The 22,407-nt window shown below is 38.4% G+C and carries 16 protein-coding genes and 1 tRNA gene; 14 read left to right on the plus strand and 3 right to left on the minus strand.

The features are described 5' to 3' along the window. The first annotated feature begins 275 nt into the window (after positions 1-275). The 9 genes from ACMUMK_RS03460 to ACMUMK_RS03500 all read left to right on the plus strand — a co-directional run bounded on the left by ACMUMK_RS03460 (position 276) and on the right by ACMUMK_RS03500 (position 17,174). Complete coding sequence (locus tag ACMUMK_RS03460) at positions 276-3,347, plus strand: TonB-dependent receptor (RefSeq protein WP_414699726.1); 3,072 nt, start codon at positions 276-278, stop codon at positions 3,345-3,347. 141 nt (positions 3,348-3,488) lie between these two features. Next, entirely contained in the window at positions 3,489-5,747 is a 2,259-nt protein-coding gene (locus ACMUMK_RS03465) for a polysaccharide lyase 6 family protein (protein ID WP_414699727.1), read from the plus strand. Positions 5,748-6,057: 310 nt separating this feature from the next. Continuing rightward, the gene (locus tag ACMUMK_RS03470) at positions 6,058-7,362 is read left to right on the plus strand and encodes an MFS transporter (protein ID WP_414699728.1); all 1,305 of its coding nucleotides are present in this window, start codon (positions 6,058-6,060) and stop codon (positions 7,360-7,362) included. A 59-nt stretch (positions 7,363-7,421) separates the two neighbouring features. Beyond that, positions 7,422-8,360, plus strand: a complete 939-nt coding sequence (locus ACMUMK_RS03475) for a sugar kinase (RefSeq protein WP_414699729.1) — start codon at positions 7,422-7,424, stop codon at positions 8,358-8,360. 118 nt (positions 8,361-8,478) lie between these two features. Beyond that, positions 8,479-8,565, plus strand: a tRNA-Leu gene (locus ACMUMK_RS03480). A 694-nt stretch (positions 8,566-9,259) separates the two neighbouring features. Continuing rightward, a complete protein-coding gene (locus ACMUMK_RS03485) occupies positions 9,260-13,945 on the plus strand; it encodes a response regulator (RefSeq protein ID WP_414699730.1) in 4,686 nt (1,561 codons plus the stop codon). Continuing rightward, positions 13,945-14,865 (plus strand): diguanylate cyclase, encoded by a 921-nt coding sequence (locus ACMUMK_RS03490; RefSeq protein WP_414699731.1) that lies wholly within the window; start codon positions 13,945-13,947, stop codon positions 14,863-14,865. Before ACMUMK_RS03485 ends, ACMUMK_RS03490 begins: the two co-directional genes overlap by 1 nt. Before the next feature lie 233 nt (positions 14,866-15,098). Next, a complete protein-coding gene (gnd, locus tag ACMUMK_RS03495; RefSeq protein WP_414699732.1) occupies positions 15,099-16,553 on the plus strand; it encodes a decarboxylating NADP(+)-dependent phosphogluconate dehydrogenase in 1,455 nt (484 codons plus the stop codon). A 114-nt stretch (positions 16,554-16,667) separates the two neighbouring features. Continuing rightward, on the plus strand, positions 16,668-17,174 hold the full coding sequence (locus ACMUMK_RS03500; RefSeq protein WP_414699733.1) for a hypothetical protein: 507 nt from the start codon (positions 16,668-16,670) through the stop codon (positions 17,172-17,174). Positions 17,175-17,264: 90 nt separating this feature from the next. On the opposite strand, the gene ACMUMK_RS03505 is transcribed toward ACMUMK_RS03500, so the two are convergent. From ACMUMK_RS03505 to ACMUMK_RS03515, 3 genes are all read right to left on the minus strand, one after another. After that, on the minus strand, positions 17,265-17,915 hold the full coding sequence (locus ACMUMK_RS03505; protein WP_414699734.1) for an OmpW/AlkL family protein: 651 nt from the start codon (positions 17,913-17,915) through the stop codon (positions 17,265-17,267). Positions 17,916-18,366: 451 nt separating this feature from the next. Continuing rightward, positions 18,367-18,720, minus strand: a complete 354-nt coding sequence (locus ACMUMK_RS03510; protein WP_414699735.1) for a YacL family protein — start codon at positions 18,718-18,720, stop codon at positions 18,367-18,369. Positions 18,721-18,773: 53 nt separating this feature from the next. After that, positions 18,774-19,289, minus strand: a complete 516-nt coding sequence (locus ACMUMK_RS03515; RefSeq protein WP_414699736.1) for a YgjP-like metallopeptidase domain-containing protein — start codon at positions 19,287-19,289, stop codon at positions 18,774-18,776. A 93-nt stretch (positions 19,290-19,382) separates the two neighbouring features. Between ACMUMK_RS03515 and ACMUMK_RS03520 the strand changes: the two genes are divergently transcribed. The 5 genes from ACMUMK_RS03520 (at position 19,383) to arsB (ending at position 22,391) form a co-directional block, all read left to right on the plus strand. Beyond that, on the plus strand, positions 19,383-19,700 hold the full coding sequence (locus tag ACMUMK_RS03520; RefSeq protein ID WP_414699737.1) for an MliC family protein: 318 nt from the start codon (positions 19,383-19,385) through the stop codon (positions 19,698-19,700). Between the two features lie 98 nt (positions 19,701-19,798). Beyond that, positions 19,799-20,134 carry a metalloregulator ArsR/SmtB family transcription factor gene (locus tag ACMUMK_RS03525; RefSeq protein ID WP_414699738.1) on the plus strand — a complete coding sequence of 112 codons (336 nt, stop codon included), beginning with the start codon at positions 19,799-19,801 and terminating at the stop codon, positions 20,132-20,134. Positions 20,135-20,152: 18 nt separating this feature from the next. Beyond that, complete coding sequence (locus tag ACMUMK_RS03530; protein ID WP_414699739.1) at positions 20,153-20,623, plus strand: arsenate reductase ArsC; 471 nt, start codon at positions 20,153-20,155, stop codon at positions 20,621-20,623. Next, entirely contained in the window at positions 20,623-21,342 is a 720-nt protein-coding gene (gene arsH, locus ACMUMK_RS03535) for an arsenical resistance protein ArsH (RefSeq protein ID WP_414699740.1), read from the plus strand. The genes ACMUMK_RS03530 and arsH overlap by 1 nt, the downstream gene beginning before the upstream one ends. 11 nt (positions 21,343-21,353) lie before the next feature. Next, positions 21,354-22,391, plus strand: coding sequence for an ACR3 family arsenite efflux transporter (gene arsB, locus ACMUMK_RS03540; RefSeq protein WP_414699741.1), 1,038 nt, complete (start codon positions 21,354-21,356; stop codon positions 22,389-22,391). Positions 22,392-22,407: the final 16 nt, after the last annotated feature.

Here is a 22,407-nt window from a genome sequence, read left to right on the forward strand (position 1 = left end):
CTTCGTTCCTCATCGTACGAAAGATATTTTTATTCTTACGCGTAGTTTATCGTTAAATTGTAAAGCCGTACACAATTATACGCTAAAGCTTTATAACACAATGTTAAGTGAAAACCAAATTGGTAACATTTCATTAACTCATATTGGTATTACCAATAAAATCTATATTGGTAATACTTTAAATGTAAAATTGGTTAATATTTGTTTGACATAGCGTTTAACAATTAGTTACATTGATAGAGTCTGTACATAAAAATGAAAATGAGATCACACTAATGATAAAACTAAATAAGATTAGTAGCGCATTTCTAGCAGTTAATAGAAATAGCGTTCTTGCCAAAAGTCTTTGTGCAACCGCACTTATGTGTATGGTTACTTTTCCTGCAACTTCTCAAGAAACGCCAGAAGCCCCGGAAGAAGACCTTGAAGTTATCCAAGTTAAAGGTATCCGTGGCACAATTCAAAGCTCTAACAATATTAAAAAGCTATCAACAAGTATTGTTGATGGTTTATCTTCAGAAGATATAGGTGACTTACCGGCACTATCGATTGGTGAAGCATTAGAAACATTAACAGGTGCCGCGTCTCATACAGAGCAAGGTGGTGCAACTGAGATTTCAATTCGTGGTTTAGGACCATTTTTAGGTAGTACAGTATTCAATGGCCGTGAAGCGGCTAACGGAAGTGGTGACCGCTCGGTAAACTTCTCACAGTTCCCATCTGAACTTTTTAATAAAATCGCAATTTACAAAACCCAAGAGGCAAGTTTGATTGAAGGCGGCGTAGCTGGTCAAATTTCTTTAGAAACAGTAAAGCCTCTTGATTATGGTAAGCGTCGTTTCCAAGCCCAAGTTAAAGGGAACTGGAATCCAGATGAGTCTGATATAAATGATAGTGCTCGTGATTTTGGTACTCGTCTTACCGCCAGTTTTGTTGATCAATACGAAACTGATAGATTTGGTGAAATCGGGTTTTCAATTGGTGTACAGAAAGATGTAAAAAGTAATCCAGAACAAGAAGCTCGCTCAACCAGTGGGTTCGCTGACTGTCGCCTTGACCCCAATACGCCTTACGGTATTTACAGTACATCAGGGGATGATTGTGATGATGATGACAGTGGCTTAAATCCAAATGGTGATGGTGGCGTTAACTATAACATCGACCCAGAAACTGGCTTGCCAATTGATGATGGTGTGCCTTACGTATTTGCACCAAGCTCTTATTCATACCGTCAGAACATCACTGATGATGACAGAGAGTCTTACTTTGCTGCTGTACAATGGCGCCCTTCAGAAAAGTTTGAAATGAATGTCGATTTAGAAGTTTCAGACCGTTTATTTTCAGAAACTAGAAATGATTTAGTATTCGCAAATAGTAAAAGGCTTGATGACCCAACTGTGGTTCGTGAAGGTCAATTTGATACACCCCTTGTTATTTCTGATTCTGGCTCGTTAATTTCAGGTACAAACTATCAGCGTATTGAGACTCTTAGTACTTATATTGAGCGTTTAGAAAAATACAAAGGTGGTGGTGTATCGTTTATTTATGACATGAGCGATGTATTCTCTGTGTCAGCCGATTTGTCATACTCTGAAACTGAGCGTCGTGAGAGTCTTTACCATACCCGCTTGCAATCAGAGCCTACTGATATTCTGGGCAATGCTGTTGAAGGTGCTGCAGATGGCGGATATATAAATACTGCCATTGAAATCGGCCAAAATGGTTCTTTGATTCCCATTATGTCAGTAAGAAACTTTGATGTTACCAACCCCAATAACTTTGCTGATGCCGCTCGTACACGAGTAGATCTAAATCAATATAGAAATAACTCTATAACAGCATTAAGAACAGACTTTGAATATTTACCTGATAGTGATGTTTTCAGTCAGATAAAAGGTGGTCTTCGTTTTTCTAAGTTAGAGTTTGATAGTGTTCCAAGATCTCGTGATGAATTTACAAATGACGATGATGATGTTGTATATGCAGCGGTAGCAGCATGTCAGAACTCACAATTCCCGGAAAGCGGATTTTTATCATCTGTAACCGGTGGCCAAGCGCTAATTACTAACTATGATAATGACGGTAACGTTATCGCAGAAGGTACTGGTAATGGTTTCGCAACATTTGACCCTCTATGTTTAGCAAGAGCAGTCATCGGGGATGATCCAGTTATTCCAGAGCCAAGAGATACTGTAGCTAACGTTGACGTAGATGAGGAAACCTTTGCTGTATATTTACAAGCTAACTACGATACTTTAATTGGCGATTATACTGTACGCGGTAACTTTGGTGTTCGCTACGTTAATACTGACGTTACCTCTATCGGTTTAAGAGGACCGCTAGAATCAACTGTTAATTCTGATGGAAGCATCACAGTTAGTGAGGTTGCTGGTGAGCTTATTGAAGTAGAAGGCGGTGGTAGCTATTCTGAAATATTACCTAGCTTCAATGCTGTAATGGATTTAAGCGATGATGTTTTACTTCGTGGTGCGGTATACCGTGCTTTATCAAGACCGTCGCCGTCTGATTTAGGATTTGGCCGAGCATTTACTGGTTTAACTGAAGATGGTGAAGAAGCAGAAGATATCAGTGCAGCTATCGGAACGGCTATCGCTAATGGTAACCCTAATCTTAAGCCTTTCACATCTTGGAATGCTGATTTAGCAATCGAATGGTATCCAAACGAAGATACAGTTCTAGCATTAGGTGGTTATTATAAGAGCTTCGAAGGTGGCTTCGAGAATACTTCTGTTAATGAAACATTTAATGTTGACGGTGAAGATTTAGAGACCATTGTAACTACTCAACAAACAACTGAAGACACTAGCACTATTTTTGGTGTTGAAATGACAGCTACCCATGCGTTTTCTTACCTACCAAGTGTATTAAGTAACATGGGTGTGAAAGTTAGTTATAACTGGGCTGATTCTGATTTTGAAGTTGAAGACGCAAACTTTGGTGCCTCTAATATCATTAATTCAGATGGCTCTATTACTGAAAGAGTAGGTATTGTTCCTGCTGCTGAAATCTTCGGTTTCTCGGAGAATGTTGCCTCTGCTCAATTATATTATCAAGACGGCGGTTTTAATGCTCAGTTGATATATAAATACAGAAGCGAATACTTCCAACAATATGTATCAACTCCAGGTAACTTAAGATACGTAGGTGATAAAGGCCAGTATGAGGCCCGTGTAAGTTATAAGCTTGATAGTAACTGGAAATTTTCCCTTGAAGCTATCAACTTATTTAATGAACCTAAAAGACAGTTCAATCCTACACCTGATAACTTCTCAGAAGTTAATGTGTACGGACCGCGTATTTTCGCTGGTGTAACATACAAGCACTAAGACAAGGTAAAGCCGAACGTAGTTTATGCTCGGCTTATCATCTTGATAGATAAATTGAGCTCTCTGTGATTTTTGTATAGAGAGCTTTTTTTTTAATATCTTTATGTAAATTACTAAAATTAAACTAAGAGAAAATTCAAAATGAAACGCAGTTTTTCCTTAATCGTTTTTACCTATGTGGCGTTAACATTATTTGGTCAACAAGCATTAGCTAGAGAATATTTAGTAAAAACTCCTGACGAGTACAAGCAAGTCGCGTTTAATCTTCAGCCTGGTGATGAGGTTATCTTAGCTAACGGGATATGGTCTGATTTCGAGATACTATTTAAAGCTAAAGGTACACAAAAAGCGCCCATTAGACTCAAAGCTGAAACCCCAGGTAAAGTGTTCTTATCTGGTTTGTCTAACTTACGGATAGCTGGTGAATACTTAGTTGTATCAGGCTTGGTATTTAAAGATGGCTACACCCCAACAGGTGAGGTTATTTCCTTTCGTCAGAATAAAGATAATTTGGCAAATTATAGTAGGGTGACCCAAGTTGTAATTGACAATTACAGTAACCCAGAAAAGTTCGAACAAGATAAGTGGGTAGTGATGTATGGTAAGCATAATCGTTTTGACCACAGTAGTTTAGTTGGTAAGAAAAATGCCGGCGTTACTATGGCTGTTCGCTTAAATAGTGAAGAAAGCCAGGAAAACTATCATAGAATTGACAATAACTATTTCGGCCCTCGGCCAGTTTTAGGTTCAAACGGAGGGGAAACCTTACGTATTGGAACGAGTCATTATTCACTAACTAACTCTTTTACCACGATAGAAAACAACTATTTTGACCGCTGTAATGGCGAAGTCGAAATAATTTCTAATAAATCCGGTAAGAACAGAATTTTAAATAACTTATTTTTTGAATCAAAAGGAACATTAACGCTACGCCACGGCAACGGTAACTTGGTTGAAGGTAACGTGTTTTTCGGAAATGGTGTTGACCATACTGGTGGAATTCGTGTGATAAACCGAGACCAAATTATTCGCAATAATTATATGGAAGGTTTAACAGGTTATCGTTTTGGTAGTGGTTTTACTATTATGAATGGTGTTCCTAATTCAAAAATTAATCGTTACCATCAAGTAGATAATGCGCTAATTGAAAATAATACTTTGATAAATGTAGATCATATTCACTTTGCAGCAGGTAGTGATGCAGAACGAACCGCTACTCCTATCAACAGTAAGTTTCAAAATAATTTGGTTTTAAATGAAGACAATCTTGATGGCGTGTCAATTTTTGATGATATCAGCGGAATCGAATTCGATAACAATGTTGTAAGCTCAAAAACTGTCCCCAAAATTGCAACTGGTTTTTTACCGTCGGATGTGAAAGTCCACAGAGCTGAAAATGGTTTGTTATATCCAACAAATCTAGAGCTTAAAGGTATCGGAGCTTCTCAAGGCCTAGTTTTAGTTGATAAAAACAAAGTAGGTGCAAGTTACTACCCTAAATCAGAACCAGAGGTAGCGTTTGATTCTGGCCAAATAATCAAAGTAAAACCTGCTGAAAACGCAATTTTTAATGCAATTGAAACTGCCAGCTCTGGTGATACCTTGGTTTTAGATAATGGCGATTACAACATTTCTAAAGTTATTAAACTGACAAAAACAATTACTATCAGGGCAGCGAATAAAGGGCATGCTCGTCTATATCCGGGTCGTTCAACTTTTGTTGATATAAATGATTATGGTAGCTTGAAACTAGTTGATCTAGTTATTGATGGTACACAAGCGCCAGACTCTGCAGGTAATACCCTAATACGCACATCAAGAACACCCATGCAGCGTAATTACCGTTTAGAAATTCTTAATAGCGTGATCCAAGATTTAAATGTAAACCATTCGTTTCATGTATTTGATGCAGGTAACAGGAGTTTTGCGGATGTCATCAATATTTCAAACAACACCCTTAAAAATGTGACTGGTGATATTTTACGTTTAAACAAAGAAACTGATGACTTAGGTATTTACAATGCTGAGTATATTTATTTCAATGATAATACAGTTGAAAATGTAGAAGGTGCTATCGCCAAGGTTTATAGAGGTGGTACAGATGAAAGTACTTTTGGCCCTCATTTTTTGATGAAAAATAACGACATTAAGAATGTCGGTAAAGGAAAACGTAATAAGGCAAGTGCTGCTGTTTTTTTACATGGCGTGCAAGTTAGCGACATCGCTAACAATAAAATTGTCAAATCAGCTTTTGTTAATATTGAACATACGGTAGGGCAACCTAAAACGGCTTTAACAAATAATACTTTTACTGAAACTGATGCTCCAAGGATTAGTGAACTTGTAGCAAAAGGGCCACATACCGCAACATTAAAAGATAATAGAGTGAATAAATCGTAAGCCCCGATTAATAATAGAGTGGATTTAATCAGTAAATATGTATTTTGTGTGTATTAAATATGCCCAAAATGTTGCAAATGATATGGTGACATAACAATTTGAATTGATTGATGTAATTTAAAGATTGTTTGATTGGATTCAGACATTAACACTATGTCTTATTACACCAAAGAAGTTACAATAAGTTGCCAATTTAAGTATTCTATTGTTCTACGTAAAAATTAGCTTAATTCTTTGCGTGGATGAACTATTTCGCCCACAAACAATAAACTTTGCTTAGTAATAAAACACCAAAAAGAGAATAAATAATATGAAAATTAAAGGATTACGCTGGTGGGTAATTGCATTAATTGCACTTGCCACTGTTATTAACTACATAGATAGACAAGCGCTTAGTGTTCTTTGGCCATATATGGGTAGTGAAATATATCCAGAAAAAAATGCCGATGAACTCAAACAAGTTTTAGGGACAGTGAGTGTTGTATTCTTATTTTCTTATGCAATAGGTCAGGCATTATTCGGCAAAATATTTGACTGGATTGGTACCCGTCTAGGTTTCGTTTTATCAATCGGTGTATGGTCTATCGCAACTGCCATGCATGCATTTGCGCAAGGTGTATTAACCTTTAGTATTTTCCGTTCAATTTTGGGTATTTCAGAAGCGGGTAACTGGCCTGGGGCGGCTAAGGGTAACGCTGAGTGGTTCCCAAGTAAAGAGAGAGCCTTAGCTCAAGGTATCTTTAATTCTGGTGCTGCAATTGGTGGCATTATCTCAGTACCTTTAATTGCATATCTAGCCACTTTTTTAAGTTGGAAAATTATATTTGTATTGGTAGGTGTTGTAGGGCTTTTATGGCTAGTTCCATGGTTAGTTCTTGTAAAAGCTCCACCTATTAAACACCCTTGGATTACAGATGAAGAACGTGACTATATCTTGTCAGGTCAAAAGGTTGTATCAACTGATGAAAATACTGATGTTAAACAAGATGAGTATGTTCCTAGTTATGGTGAGATGCTAGGGCGCAAAGAAAGTTGGGGAGTCATTCTTGCAACGGCAGCAATTGATCCTATTTGGTGGTTATTCATAGTATGGATCCCTACCTATCTAGTAGAAGTTTATAATATGGACGTTAAAGCTCTAGCGATTATAGGTTGGGTTCCATATGTAGGCGCTATGCTAGGTGCTTGGTTTGGTGGCTTGTTATCTCAAAATAGAATCAAAGCGGGCTGGAGTGTTAATAGAACCCGTAAAACAGTCATCGTACTTGGTTGCTTGATAATGCTGCCATCATTATTGCTTTTATCAAACCCTGGTAGCTCCAATGTGGCTGTTATGTTAATGGCTGCAATATTGTTTGGTTTCCAAACTGCTATTGGTAGCATACAGACCTTACCAAGTGACATGCTAGGCAAAGATAGCGTTGGTTCTTTATCTGGATTTGCTGGTATGGCTGCTAAGTTTACAGCAGCAGGTCTAACTGCAATGGTTCCAATTTTGACAGCGGGTGCTAATTATCAAAATGTATTTATTCTTGGTGCTGCACTAGCTTCTATTGTTATGGCAAGTATTTTATTCCTTTGCCCTAAAATTGAACCGCTGAAAAGCACCAAGTAATAACTTGGTGCTCTTTAAATATTTAATTTCTTAATGAAAGAACAGGACAAAAGGTTATCATGCAAAAAGTAGTGTTATTTGGTGAGTGTATGCTTGAGCTTAAACAAAGCGAACCAAAGGTCATGCGCCAATCGTTCGCAGGTGATGCTTATAATACTGCTGTATATATGAAGCGTCTATTTTCAGATCAAGATATCAGTTTTATGACGGCCGTTGGTCAAGATCCCATTAGTAATGATATGTTAAGTGACTTTACTGATGAAGGACTTAATAACGACTTGGTGTTTGCAGATGATACAAAAACACCTGGGATCTATTTAGTACAAGTAGATGAAACTGGAGAACGGTCATTTCTATATTGGCGGGATAGTTCAGCTGCGCGTCAAGCGATGAAGTTTGTTGACGATAAAGTCTTAAGCACTTTAACCGAGTCAGATGTGTTTTTCTTTTCTGGAATCAGTCTTGCCGTAATTGAGCCAGCTTATCGCACAGCATTTTGGGATTTGTTAAATAAGCTTAGCATCTCTGGTGTTAAGATTATTTTTGATCCTAATTATAGAGCCCGTCTATGGCGAGGTGCCGATGAGGCTAAACAAGCCTTTGAAAAAGCCTTTTCTTTAAGTGATATGTTGTTACCAGGTATTGATGACTTTGAGCAGCTTTACGGTTTAACTACGGTTGAGCAAGTCGTAGACTTTTGTAAACCATATAATATTGCCGAGATGGTAATTAAAAATGGTCCTGAGAGCTTGTTTATCCAGCTTGATGGTCAGCTTACAGAGCTAAAAATTAAACCTGTAGAAAATGTCGTTGATACCACCTCTGCCGGTGACTCATTTAATGGCGGTTATATAGGTGCAAGATTAGCAGGGCACTCGGCTGAAAAAGCGGCAAAGATAGCCTCTTCTGCAGCTGCCTGTGTTATTCAGCATCCAGGTGCGATTGCTCCAAAAGAGGACTTTTTAGACTTTATGAAGAGTAGTTTCTCTGAACTATAGAATACGGCTAAAAAAACATCACATGACTCTTAACTAGCATAAAAAACTTGCATGGCTAGATGCTATGGTTATAATGCCTGCCACTTCTTGACAAGCTCTAAGTTAGTCATTGAATAATGCCAGAGTGATGAAATTGGTAGACATGACGGATTCAAAATCCGTTGCCTTCACGGGCGTGCCGGTTCAAGTCCGGCCTCTGGTACCAAACATCAAACCAACTTTTAAGTTGGTTTTTTTGTGCCTTGAGAAAAGCGGCCCGGCACTAGCGCGCGCCGTCCGAGTGTCGGTCCATCGCGTGGCGACCAATCAAACCCTGGTCTCTGGTATCATCTCTTTTAGAAGAGGTAAACTAAACCTGCTTCGGCGGGTTTTGTTGTTCTTAGGGTAGAAAAGCAGTGATTACTTTGGGTGAGTCAAATACACATCCTTTATGGTCGTCACCCCATCTCAGCGTCCTTGCTGAGATGAAAAACTAGGCGCTGCTGCACAGCTAAGTTATCTAGTTTTCCCCTCTGGTACCAAACATCAAACCAACTTTTAAGTTGGTTTTTTTATATTTAAAATCTGGGCTGCTTCTATCTTAGGTTAAGCTGGCAGCTATTGCGGTTTACTTTAGCCAATTGAGGTGTTTTGATACTAACACTAGGTAAATCTGGTATCGTTAATGTCTAATCATTTGAGGAACTAATTTTATATCTTGTGGATTATAAGTGGGCTACTAATGAATTATTTGGTTATAAGCAGTGAATCTAACAGTGATTTGTAGGCAACTGACATAAAAGCAATAAGCAAGTAAATTTTGGGAAATTATTTTGACTTCAGAACAACTAATCCAGAGTAAATATCCTCATCCATTTAAAAAAAGAGCATTTCTATTCTTAATGCTGCTAGGAGTTTGCGTGTCCATTTTGGTTACGTACCTAAAGTATGTTTATAACATGGGCATGTTATCTGAACGTTTAGAGCAGTTGACGATTGAAACTGAAGCGCTAGTAACCAGTCGATTTACTCATTATGGCTCTGGCTTACAAGGGGTACGTGGTGTAATTGTTGGTGCTGGTGGCATCAACATAAATAGGGATATATTTACTCACTATATGGAGCTGCGGCCTATAAACAAGGAGTTTCCCGGTGCCCGTGGATTTGGGTTTATAAGAAAAGTAGATAAAGACAATGAAGCCCAATTTATTTCAATGGCGAGAGCTGATGGCGCACCAGATTTTTCAATTCGCACCATTACCCCCCATGATGGTGATCGTTATATTACTCAATATATTTATCCCGAAGCTTTAAACCAAGGAGCGATTGGTTTAGATATCGCATCTGAAAGTAAACGTAAAATGACCGCCATCCAAGCGGCACAGGATGGCGTTCCTAGGTTAAGTGCTCCTATTACTTTAGTTCAAGCTAAAGGCAGTGAGAGGCAAGGTTTACTGGCTTTGCTTGCTGTTTACAATCCAACAGTTGCTTCTTTAACTCCAGAAAACCGTGAGGAAGCTGTAATTGGTTGGGTTTATACTCCTTTGGTTGTGGAAGAGGTGTTAACTGGTTTAGGGATGGAGGAGAAAGGCTTAAAATTTTCGCTCAGAAGTAAAACTGAGGCAGCCCCATTTTATACCAACTCTACAATTAGCTCTGACGGATTGCTGTTTTCAGGGCTAGTTGAACGCACTATAAACTTAATGGGACAAGAGTGGATATTAGCGTCTCAAAACTTACCTTCTATGCGTACTTCATTAGGGCTTTGGTCAGCACTATGGACTGGATTTGGTAGCTTTGTTATTTGTCTTTTGCTGGTCGTCGTTTATATATTTAGACGGTCAGATACTCGGCGAATTAGTCAAGAGGATAAAAATACGATTAGTGTTGGGACTTTTTTAACTAGTCCTCTAATAAGTAGCTTGACTAAGGTGTACCTGAGTATAGCAGTGGCATTTGTTTTTTTTGTGATAATTCAACAGTTTCCAGCACAGCTTTCTGAAAAAAGTGAAAGTCTCCGAAATCATGTCGTTAGAGGGCAAATGCTTTTCGAAAGCCGCTACCAAGAGAAAAAAGAAGATTTATTATTTTTGGCATCAACTCCCCCTTTAGAAGGATTAATTGAAGCCATTGAAGCTCAGTCTGATGAGGAGATAGTATCGGACTGGAAAAATCGATTAATTGATATATTTAAGGCTTACGTTATCTCCTCTCCGGATGTTTACCAGGCGCGGATCATTTCAGCACAACCAGATGGCCATGAATTAGTGCGCGTAGAAAGAAAGTCTAACGGTATTTTTGTGGTTCCAGAGGCGGAACTGCAATTTAAAGGTGACAGACCTTACCTTGCCAACACAATTAAACTAGAAGAAGGGGATGTTTGGTTATCTGATATTGAATTAAACAATGAAAATAATGAATTAGAAATACCTCACCGTCCAACCTACAGATTTTCCACTCCTTTGTTGTCGAAGTCAGGTAAGCGTTTTGGAATTTTGATTGTTAACGTTAATGCAAAGCCTTTATTAACGACTCTCTCGCGCTTAACTTTGCCTGGTGAAGTCTTGTACGGCATTAATTCTAAACAAGACTTTATCTTACATCCAGATAACACTAAGCGTTTTAGTTCGGACAAAGGAGAGAAACACACCTGGGACAACGAGTTTTCTCCATCTTCTATTTCTTTTAGTTTGATAAATGATGACCTGAAAACTTGGAGCCAAGCCAATGATACCGTTTTTACAATTGATGGCTATTTCACTCCAAATACTAGGACTGAGATTGGTGGTATTCAGTTTAGAGCAAGTGCATCGCTTTCAGAATTGTATAGGTCTGTCGCTTATTTAGCTTTGATATATATATCGGTACTCTTGGCTATAGGCTTGGTACTTGTCTTTCTATTTTATTTCAGTTGGGCTGAAACCAGGCGTAAAGATATTCAGGCGGAGTTATTAGTAGAGCGTCAGAAGGATAGAGTATTTAAGAGTTTATTAGAATTATCACCAGATGCTTTAGTAATTTGTAATACTGATGGATATATCGAGATTATAAACTCGCAAACAGAGAGTTTATTTGGGTACGCTAGGGCTAAGATACTTGGACAACATATAGACTTTTTAATCCCTTATTATGAAGAGCACCCTTTTGATATTTTTTTAGCTAGCGTTGATGAATCATTTCAAGTGATTGAAAACCATACCGCAGAAATCTATGGCTTAAATAGTCAGCACAATGAGTTTCCAATTGAAGTTAGTTTGAGCTCGGTGCAACTTGAAGATAGATTGCTTATTGCTACTTCAGTTCGAGATATTTCAGAAAGAAAACGTATAGAGAGAGAGCTACGTCAAGCTTCTTTAGATGCAGACAAAGCGAACAAAGCTAAAAGTTCTTTTTTAGCAAATATGAGTCATGAGATTAGAACCCCCCTGAATGCAATTATTGGGTTAACTTATCTATTACAAGATGAGATGCTCACAAAAAGACAACTAGATCTAATTAGTAAAGTGAAACTAGCTGGGCGTTCATTATTAGGGATAGTAAATGATGTATTAGATCTTGCAAAAATAGAAGCTAACGAACTTAATGTACACCTTAGCCCTTGTGATATCTCTCAGCTTTTAACTGATGTGCAAAGTATCTTTTTATCCCAAGCACAGTCTAAAGGACTAGAGTTGAAATATGAGGTTGATAGTAATATTTGTGATTGGTTGATTACAGATGAAAAATTATTACGACAAATGCTAACAAACTTATTAAGCAACGCTATTAAGTTTACTCAGCATGGTAGTGTCACCTTATCTGCTTTTTTAGTAGAGCCCTCAAGTACCAATATCGAGTCGGGTCGTTGTCTTAGATTAGAAGTGCGTGATACAGGGATAGGAATTTCTGAAGAAGCACAAAAAATGCTTTTTCAGCCATTCAGTCAAGCAGAAGAAGATACCAATCGAAGGTTTGGAGGTACGGGTTTAGGTTTATCTATTGTGAAGAATATGTCTTCACTTATTGGGGCTGAAATAGGCATAACGAGTGCTCCTAATCAGGGAAGCTGCTTCTGGATAAACCTACCATTGAATTTGCCCACAGATGAGGATGTTAGTGCCCTTAGCACTAGCGTAGGTGCATTATCTGTATTGATTGCTGAAGATGACGTAAAACAAAGAGATAGGCTTGTTGCAGACAGTAGAGCATTAGGTTGGAGAGTGACTAGTGTTGTAACTGGAGCACAATTAGTAAATGAAATTATGCGCCTGCATAGTGTAGGTCGCCCTATCCCTGATGTTTTAATTGTTGATTGGCAAATGCCAGAACTAGACGGCTTGCAGGCTTTAAATCTTATTGCAAAAGAAATGGGCCGAGATAGCTTGCCGGCGGTATTGGTGATTTCAGCCTACGAGACAGAACAAATAGCCTCTTTGGATTCAGATAAACTAGTCGATCAAATTATTCAAAAGCCAGTTACTACTCCTGAATTATTTAATGCTGTAAATAATGTCATTGTGAAACACACTGGAAGTTCAGATTTAGTTTTAGAGTCAACGCGCACAGAAGCAATTGATGCTAAGTGGTTAGCGGGTATTACTGTACTTGTTGTTGATGATAGTGAGATTAACCTAGAAGTAGTTGGCAGCGTACTTGAGCGTAATGGTGCTCGGGTTGTTACTACTCTAAGCGGCCCTGAAGCTATAGAGTGCCTGTCTTCAAACTCCAAGGTTTTTGATATTGTGCTTATGGATCTTCAAATGCCAAATATGGATGGTTTTGAGGCTACTAAGGCAATTAGAAAGTTACCTTATTTGGAGGAAATCCCTATAGTTGCGCTAACGGCGGGTACACTAATGGAGGAGAGAAAACACGCTTTACAGTCAGGTATGAATGACTTTTTAACTAAACCAATTGAGCCCCCCATGCTTATCAGAACAATGAGAAAATGGGTGGAGCTGTATCGTAAAAGCGTTGTTCACGTTGAAGGAAAAAACGACGTAAGCTTCCCTCCAGAGGAAAAATGGCCGGTAATTATTGGTTTAGAAAGCAGTAACGAGAAGCTTCATGGTGATATTGCTTTGTTACATTCGGCTTTGACACAGATTTTCAGTGAGTACAAAAACTTAGAAAAATATGCTAGCTCAAACAAGGAACTCCACCATGATGAAAAACAATTAGTCTTGGCACAAGTTCATAAATTAAGGGGCAGTGCTGGTTTAATTGGTGCAAGCTTACTGTCCCAATATGCTAAAAACGCTGAAGAAGCATTAAGATCTGATGACAATAATATTATAGAAAACTTGAGAGCGGTTGGGCAGCAGCTTGTTAGCTTAAAAGAGAATAGTTATAAATTTCTAAAGGATTATAATACAATTCAAAACACAACTGATTATCATGTAGAAGAAGAGCCTGACTCGCCGCTTAATATGCAACATTTAGCGAAACTCATAGAGATGTTAAAAAGCAGTGATATGGCAGCTTTATCTACATTTAATGAATATATTGCCGATATACAAAAGTTGATGAACCAATCTGAATTTGAAAACCTTCAATTACTTATGAATAAGTTAGATTTTGAACAAGCATTGACTATCTTGGACTCCAAAATAGAGAGTGATAGATAGTGACTGAGTCCCCCATGAAAGACAGAGATGCAACAATACTGATTGTTGATGACGACCCTTTAATTGTTGTAACAGCGACCAAAGCTCTAGATAGTTTAGGGAAAGTGGTTTTTGCTTTAAATGGTACCAATGCTCTGAAATTAGCAAACGAGCAACTGCCAGACGTTATCTTACTAGATGAAGGTCTACCTGATATGACAGGCTTTGAAGTGTGTAGTGCACTAAAAGCTAATCCAACTACTGCTTCTATTCCAATTATATTTGTAACCAGTCGCTCAGAAGATGGGTTTGAAGAAAAAGTTTTTGATCAAGGTGCTGCAGATTATATTAGTAAACCTATTAACCCAAGAGTTATGGTTGCCAGAGCAAGCTTGCAGTTAAATTACGTAAAAGCTTTGAGAAGCCTAGAATACTTAACCCTAACAGATGCGCTAACTGGACTTCATAACCGCCGTTCATTTGATGCAAAGTTTAATATGGAATTTAAGCGGGCGAAGCGTTCGAAATTACCTATTTCTGTGCTGATGATAGATATTGATCAGTTCAAAAAATACAATGATCATTTTGGACATATAGTCGGAGACTTATGTATTCAAAAAGTCGCGCAAATTTTATTAGATGCCATAGGGCGTCCAACTGACTTTATTGCTCGATATGGCGGTGAAGAGTTTGTTGTTGTCCTTCCTGATACCGGTATAAAGGGCGCACAACACTTTGCAGACCGCCTTTTGCAAGATGTTGTAGACAGCCACATTCCCCATGCACCTGATAGCTTACGTGAGATGGTGACGGTATCTATTGGATACCATTCTGTATTGCCAAATCATGATGATAAAGCTGTAGACTTATTAGATATAGCTGACAACGCCCTATTTGAAGCTAAAAATAATGGTAGGGCATGCGCATATACCATAAAATGATCTAACCCATAGCGAAGGGACTGTTGATGTAAAAGCATAGAAGTTCAATATGTCTTATATCAATGCATTATTTATTTATACACAATTGAAGTGCTAAGTTTAAGGTTAGTGGTTAAATATCACAGATAATGTGTTTAATTCAATTGGCCCTACACCTTTGGATTTAGTTTGTTAATTTTTTGATTGTTTAACGGACCTACACTTTTTTTAATTAAAATAAAGATTGGAATTCTATGAAAACTCTGTCTGATATCGGCCTTATAGGCCTAGCTGTTATGGGTGAAAACCTAATCCTTAACATGGCAAGTAAAGGTTATACTGTTACGGCTTATAATCGTTCTACTGATAAAGTTGAAAACTTTATTAATGGTCGCGCTAAAGGTGAGACCATTAGAGGTGCTTATTCTATTGAAGAGCTAGTTCAATCACTAGCTACCCCTCGTAAGATAATGATCATGGTTAAGTCTGGTGCACCAGTTGATGCCACGATAGAACAGCTTATCCCTTTATTAGACAAAGGCGATATTATCATTGATGGTGGAAATACCCACTTCCCAGACACTATTCGTCGTGAGAAATACTGTGCTGAAAAAGGTATTAACTTTGTTGGTGCCGGTGTGTCAGGTGGAGAAGAAGGGGCACTTAAAGGACCTTCTATTATGCCAGGTGGTTCAGCAGAAGCATGGCAAGCTGTAAAACCTATTTTCCAAGATATCTCAGCTAAAGTTGAAGACGGTTCACCTTGTTGTGACTACGTGGGTGAAAATGGTGCTGGTCACTTTGTTAAAATGGTTCACAACGGTATTGAGTATGGCGATATGCAATTACTGTGTGAAGCTTATCAAATCATGAAAGAAGTACTGGGCATGTCTGCTGATGAGATGCATGAAGTATTTAAAGAATGGAATACAACAGAGTTAGACAGTTACTTAGTTGAAATTACCCGTGATATCTTGGCCTATAAAGATGAAGATGGTAGCCCACTAGTTGAAAATATCTTAGATACTGCTGGGCAGAAAGGTACTGGGAAATGGACTGGTGTGGTAGCACTTGATTTAGGTGTGCCTCTTACACTAATCGCTGAATCTGTATTTGCTCGTTGTATATCAGCACTGAAAGAAGAACGAGTAGAGGCATCTAAAGTTATCAGTGGTCCAGCTAAAACCTTTGATGGTGACAAAGCAGCCTTTATTGAGGATTTACGCCAAGCTGTATTGGCCGCGAAAATTGTTTCTTATGCCCAAGGTTATACTTTGATGCGTGAAGCAGCTAAAGAGTTTAACTGGAACCTTAACTACGGTGGCATTGCATTAATGTGGCGTGGTGGCTGTATTATTCGCTCTGCATTCTTAGGTGATATTAAAAATGCTTTTGATAAAAATCCTGAGCTTAATAATTTGTTGCTTGATGACTACTTCAAAAATACAGTAGTTAATGCGCAACAAGGCTGGAGAAATGTTGTGATAAGTGCAGTGACAAATGGCGTTCCTGCTCCTTGCTTAACTGCAGCACTTAATTATTTTGATGGTTACCGCACAGAGCGCTTACCAGCAAACTTATTGCAAGCACAGCGTGATTACTTTGGTGCTCACACCTATGAGCGCACAGATAAGCCTAGAGGCGAGTTCTTCCATACTAATTGGACAGGACGAGGCGGTAATACATCTTCGTCTACTTATAACGCCTAAACTCTACTAAGTACAAATTTAAAGCCCATGCACTCTTAGTGCACGGGCTTTTTTTATGCCCCAAGAAAGAGTACAGTTAAACTCTGTTTGACTGTTTATTGAGCAAATTAGTAAATGATTACAACATACGAAACTGGATATATTAGGTTCCCGAGCTTTAGCTTGATAAGGCGAGTATTTCAGTTAAGTGCTGATTATTTTGAGTGGACCTTAGTGCTGTTGCTAGTATTGGGCTTTTTTCTATCTTCTTGGCACGATGCACACATTGCAAAATTAGTAGTAGAAAACCCCCAGCGTAATGATTTCTTTTTAGTGGATTATTATGCTTTGAATAAAGATTCTGATATTCGACACAGATACGTACCTATGAAAGTACTAGAGGTAAAAAGAGATTCCATTGTGTTCAAGGTCGGAGGTATTGCTCACTCAACCAAGGTGTCTGTAGACAAGCATGTTCAATTCGATAAACCTATGTTAGATAACTATTATCGTAAGCAGACCTTAGAGTTAAGCTTTTCAAAAATAGCGGATTATTTTCAAACAGGAACTATCTATTCAGCGGCAAGACCTCGTAATATTTATATTAATGGTTGGATTGTGATGCATCAAAATGAGCTTTAGTACTGCCTATATTTCGCTGTTATCATTGTAGGGGGCATCCCATAATGATTTGACACTATGGGACTTAGCATTAAAACTCTAGCCTATTGATTAAAAGCGATAGCCAAGCATTACACTGTAAACCAAAGGATCAATTTCTACATCAACAGAGCCTGCTGCACCATTTAGGTCAAAAGTGGCTTCGGTATCAATATCTATCCAGCGTACCGATGTATTAATCGACCATTTCTCATCAATTGTATAATCAAACCCAATTTGTGCTGCAAGCCCAAAAGAGTTGTCTAATTCTAAGTTACTGAAACCAGCTTCCGTATTGGCCGACGTAAATTCTTCTTCAAAAAAGATGGTGTAGTTAAGGCCTGCTCCTACGTATGGTTGGAATGCTGCGCTTGGTTCTAAAAAGTAATAATTCAAGCTTAAAGTAGGTGGTAGATGTTTAGTGCTTCCTAAGTCTCCTACTGTATCTAACCCTATATCATGGCTAAAAGGTGTTGCAGCGAGTAACTCCACTGCTAATTTTGGAGTGTAAAAGTAAAGAATATTTAAACCTAATTGACTATTGCTATCTACATTTACGCCTATGCCAAGGTCAGTTCCAGCCACATTAACATGGTTACTCGAGTCATTAGGGGTGACAGCAGTTATCCCGCCTCTTACCATCCAGTCACCTTTTTCGTAAGAATATGCAGGTTGGCCTATGCAACAAATAATGCTTGCTAGTGCTATATATGATTTATTCATGTGTATCCCTTTTTGTTTAACTTGATGGGCGTAGTCTAATCGCCCATAAAAGGGATAAATTGATCTAAAACAAGGTTAGGCTTTTTGGGGATTGGGGAATAAAAGCAATAATTATGGAGCTGAAAATAGTTCTTTTACTCATAAAAAAAGACGCCTTGACATAATGCTATGTCAAGGCGCCTTTGCCTATTGAGTCTGCTTATTTTCTGCCTTTATTATTTTTAAATTTTGTCGGCCATTAAAGAATCTGTCTGTACACTCTTTAATCAGTTCCCTACACCTAGAAAACAAACTTCTCATACTTATATGCTTAGCATGTTTTAGGCCAAAATTAAAAGTATATATAAAACAATGGCTTATGGTTTTTATTCCTAGTTAGGTAAGCTCAATGCACAAGTTTGGCTTAATATTAACAACAAAGCTCACCAAAATTGGGCAGCTAAAAAACTTTTTAAGCGATGAAATCCAGCCAAGCTTCTAAAATATGTTGTAAGTCAATTAGTCCACAGCCTGCCGAGTCTTCGCTATGCCATTCTACTTCTAGGTTTACAGATGCTGCTAAATCAGCATTGTTTACTTTTAGTTCTGCTTCGCTGTCATCTAATAACAAGTGAAAAGTGTCACTGATAAAACAGTAATCTTGAATCTCACGAGCTAGTAATTGTTGGATGATTGCCAGTAGCTCTTCGGTACTATTGCTATTCTCACTCATATCTTGAGTAAGCCAATCTCCAAATAACTCGCAATCAAGCTCACATTTGGCTGTTGGTTTGCCTAAAAGATCATAAGAAAATTGATATTCCATGGGGAGAAATTACCTAAAATCATAAACCCTAATATTAGCACAAGTTTAGCTATCTATTTGGAGGTGAAAACCTGGCCTGAGTGCTCTAATTCGGTTAAGTATACCCGAACATCAAATTCAACTTGATGATACTCAGGCATCATATGTTCACACAGTTTGTAAAACGCTTTGTTGTGTTGCTTCTCTTTTAGGTGGGCAAGTTCGTGTACCACTATCATATTCAAAAACTTTTCTGGAGTGTTTTTAAATAGGGTGCTGACTCGAACCTCATTTTTGCTCTTTAGTTTTCCTCCTTGCACTCTGGACACATATGTATGCAAGCCAAGGGCATGATTTACAATGTGAATTTTACTATCGTAAACCACTTTACTTAAAGGCTGAGTTTTTTTCATATAATGGTTTTTTAAGGAAATAACATACTCACGCAGATCATTGTCATTACTAACTTTATGCATACTTGAGTACCGGCTTCTTAACCAGCCACCTAGTTTATCTTCATATAACAATTGCTGAATTTTCGTTTGTAAATGTTGCGGGTAATGGGATAAGTAACTTAATGGTGGTGTCATAAATGTATGAAAAAATGTGATTTAGCTAGTAATTATATCGTTTCAGCCTCATCTAATTCACCCTGTTTTTATAAAAACTCAAAGGTATTGCAAATGAAAAAGAAAACTCGATATTTTACAGTCAGTTTAGGCTTTCTGTTTTCAATTCTCGCTTTATTAGGGTGTGCCCAGAGTAGCAACAATATGCTTGTTTTTGAGTGTGAAAGATTAGGAATAGTTGAAGTGCAGTTCAATGAAACACAAGGCATAGCGAATGTCGCTATTCATAAAGATACTCTAGTGTTACCAAGGCAGCCAATAGCGTCTGGCTTTTACTACTCTAACGGTAAAACAAGCATTAGGGGGAAGGGGCAAACACTAAGTATTGAAATAGGCCGGATGAGGCCAGTTCAATGTCGAAGTAAAACTTAATATTAAAGTTTTATTAAACAGCTATAAACCTTTTACTCAATCATTGACATATGATTTTTCATATATATGATATTTCGTATGTATAGTGAGGAGCAAATATGAACACCCCCTTATCCTTTTACAAGTGCTTGTCAGAAGACACTAGACTGAAATGTTTGTTGTTGATAACCATGCATTCAGAGCTATGTGTTTGCGATCTTATTACTGCTCTTAAGTTGAGTCAGCCAAAAGTATCTAGGCATTTAGCAGAGTTGCGTAAATGTGGCCTGTTACAAGATGAAAGGCGAGGCAAATGGGTGTTCTATAAACTTAGTTCGTCGCTACCTGAATGGGCTGTTGAAGTACTACAAACTACAGCTAAACATAATTCTGACTATCTATCATCTAGTGTTAATAATTTAAACCTTAGTAAACAAACAGTTAGTTGTTGTTAATTCTAAAAAGGAAGCCAAGTGAAAATTTTATATATCTGTACTCATAACCGCTGTCGTAGCATTTTATCAGAGGCTATTACTAATCATTTTGCGAATGGAAAGATAGTTGCAAAAAGTGCTGGTAGCCAGCCTGTAGGAGAGGTTCATCCTTTGTCGATAAAATATTTGCAAGAAGCTGGTATCGCTACAGACGGATTGGTGAGCCAATCTTGGGATGAGTTTGAAGATTTTGATGCAGATATTGTTATTACTGTATGTGATTCAGCGGCAGGCGAGTCTTGTCCTGTATGGTTTGGTAACAGTGTAAAAGTCCATTGGGGCTTAATAGACCCATCTAAATTAGAAGGGACTGAAGAACAGCTAGCAGATGCATTTCGAGCAACTATTGCAGAAATTAAGGGCCGTGTTGAACAGCTAGCTTCTATTGATGTTGATGTGAGTGACAAGAAAGCGTTGAAGCTTGCCTTAGAAAGTTTAGGGGCAAACTAATGACAGTAAGTGATAAGAGTTTCCCAGCTCTTGATGAAGCGCAATTTCAACAACCTAACACTGCTAGTTTTTTTGATAGTTCATCAGAGCACAAGCCTAGAATACTTTTATTGTATGGCTCACTTAGAGAGCGTTCATTTAGCCGTTTAGTGGTTGAAGAGTCAGCCCGTTTGTTAGAAAAGATGGGGGCAGAGCCACGTATTTTTGATCCAACTGGTTTGCCATTGCCAGACGGTGACGAGCCTACACACCCTAAAGTGGCAGAGCTTAGAGAACTGATGATGTGGTCTGAAGGCCAGGTATGGTGCTCGCCAGAGCGACATGGTTCGATGACAGGTATTTTAAAAAGTCAAATAGACTGGGTACCTTTGAGTGTTGGTGCAGTGCGTCCTACACAAGGTAAAACCTTAGCTGTGATGCAAGTATGTGGGGGCTCGCAGTCGTTTAATGCTGTTAACCAAATGCGCGTGCTTGGACGCTGGATGCGTATGCTTACCATACCTAACCAATCCTCAGTAGCTAAAGCTTTTATGGAATTTGATGATGATGATCGTATGAAGCCTTCGTCATACTACAACCGTATTGTGGATGTATTGGAAGAGCTGGTGAAATTTACGTTACTTACTCGTGACAATGCTGAGTACCTGGTTGACCGCTATTCGGAGCGTGTCGAGTCAGCAGAGCAACTTACGCAGCGCGTTAATCAGCGTTCAATTTAAAGGAGAGAACCATGGGGCTATTTGAGCGTTACTTATCTGTGTGGGTAGGTTTATGTATTGTGGTTGGCGTTGCTTTAGGTAGTTATTTTCCTTCAGCATTTGAATTGGTTGCTGGGCTAGAATATGCCCATGTGAATATAGTAGTTGCCGTACTAATTTGGTTAATGGTTTACCCTATGATGATCCAAATTGACTTCTCGTCAATCAAAGATGTAGGTAAAAAACCTAAAGGGCTAGCCCTGACGTTAGTGGTGAATTGGTTAATTAAACCTTTTACTATGGCCGCACTGGGCTGGCTATTTTTTAAAGGGATCTTTGCAGATTGGGTTGATCCTCAGTCTGCAAGTGAATACATCGCAGGCATGATTTTGCTTGGCGTTGCTCCTTGTACAGCTATGGTATTTGTGTGGAGCCAAATGACTAAAGGAGATGCAAATTACACTTTAGTGCAAGTATCCATTAACGATATCATTATGATTTTCGCTTTTGCGCCACTTACCGCCTTGTTATTAGGGGTGAGTGATATATCAGTGCCTTGGAATACTCTGATACTTTCTGTGGTGTTATATGTACTACTGCCCTTAATTGCAGGAGCCATGACACGCTCATCTTTGGATAAAAAACACCAGAACTCCACCGAGACAGGTGCTCAAGCCATTGATAATTTTGTAGGGAAGTTAAAGCCTTGGTCGATAGTTGGATTGTTAGCAACAGTTGTATTGTTGTTTGGTTTCCAAGCTCAAAGCATCTTAGCGCAACCTCAAACTATATTATTGATTGCCATACCACTTATTATTCAAACCTACGGTATTTTTGCGATAGCTTATTTCTTCGCGAAGCGCTTAAAACTGCCCCATAATGTTGCAGCTCCTGCTTGTATGATTGGTACGTCAAACTTTTTTGAATTAGCGGTAGCTGTGGCTATTTCATTGTTTGGATTGCACTCAGGCGCAGCTTTAGCTACTGTTGTTGGTGTGTTAGTGGAGGTGCCAGTTATGTTGTCTTTGGTTTACTTTGCAAACAAAACCCGACATTGGTTTGATACCTAAAGTCTTTTATTTTTGG

This window comes from Paraglaciecola sp. 2405UD69-4 (assembly GCF_047525415.1).
Classification (GTDB): domain Bacteria; phylum Pseudomonadota; class Gammaproteobacteria; order Enterobacterales; family Alteromonadaceae; genus Paraglaciecola.

What these genes read in the sequence shown, in the direction of transcription:
- ACMUMK_RS03460 (WP_414699726.1), top strand. Translation starts at nt 276, where the DNA reads ATGATAAAACTAAATAAGATTAGTAGCGCATTTCTAGCAGTTAATAGA.
- ACMUMK_RS03465 (WP_414699727.1), top strand. Translation starts at nt 3,489, where the DNA reads ATGAAACGCAGTTTTTCCTTAATCGTTTTTACCTATGTGGCGTTAACA.
- ACMUMK_RS03470 (WP_414699728.1), top strand. Translation starts at nt 6,058, where the DNA reads ATGAAAATTAAAGGATTACGCTGGTGGGTAATTGCATTAATTGCACTT.
- ACMUMK_RS03475 (WP_414699729.1), top strand. Translation starts at nt 7,422, where the DNA reads ATGCAAAAAGTAGTGTTATTTGGTGAGTGTATGCTTGAGCTTAAACAA.
- gnd (WP_414699732.1), top strand. Translation starts at nt 15,099, where the DNA reads ATGAAAACTCTGTCTGATATCGGCCTTATAGGCCTAGCTGTTATGGGT.
- ACMUMK_RS03500 (WP_414699733.1), top strand. Translation starts at nt 16,668, where the DNA reads ATGATTACAACATACGAAACTGGATATATTAGGTTCCCGAGCTTTAGC.
- ACMUMK_RS03505 (WP_414699734.1), bottom strand. Translation starts at nt 17,915, where the DNA reads ATGAATAAATCATATATAGCACTAGCAAGCATTATTTGTTGCATAGGC.
- ACMUMK_RS03510 (WP_414699735.1), bottom strand. Translation starts at nt 18,720, where the DNA reads ATGGAATATCAATTTTCTTATGATCTTTTAGGCAAACCAACAGCCAAA.
- ACMUMK_RS03515 (WP_414699736.1), bottom strand. Translation starts at nt 19,289, where the DNA reads ATGACACCACCATTAAGTTACTTATCCCATTACCCGCAACATTTACAA.
- ACMUMK_RS03520 (WP_414699737.1), top strand. Translation starts at nt 19,383, where the DNA reads ATGAAAAAGAAAACTCGATATTTTACAGTCAGTTTAGGCTTTCTGTTT.
- ACMUMK_RS03525 (WP_414699738.1), top strand. Translation starts at nt 19,799, where the DNA reads ATGAACACCCCCTTATCCTTTTACAAGTGCTTGTCAGAAGACACTAGA.
- arsH (WP_414699740.1), top strand. Translation starts at nt 20,623, where the DNA reads ATGACAGTAAGTGATAAGAGTTTCCCAGCTCTTGATGAAGCGCAATTT.
- arsB (WP_414699741.1), top strand. Translation starts at nt 21,354, where the DNA reads ATGGGGCTATTTGAGCGTTACTTATCTGTGTGGGTAGGTTTATGTATT.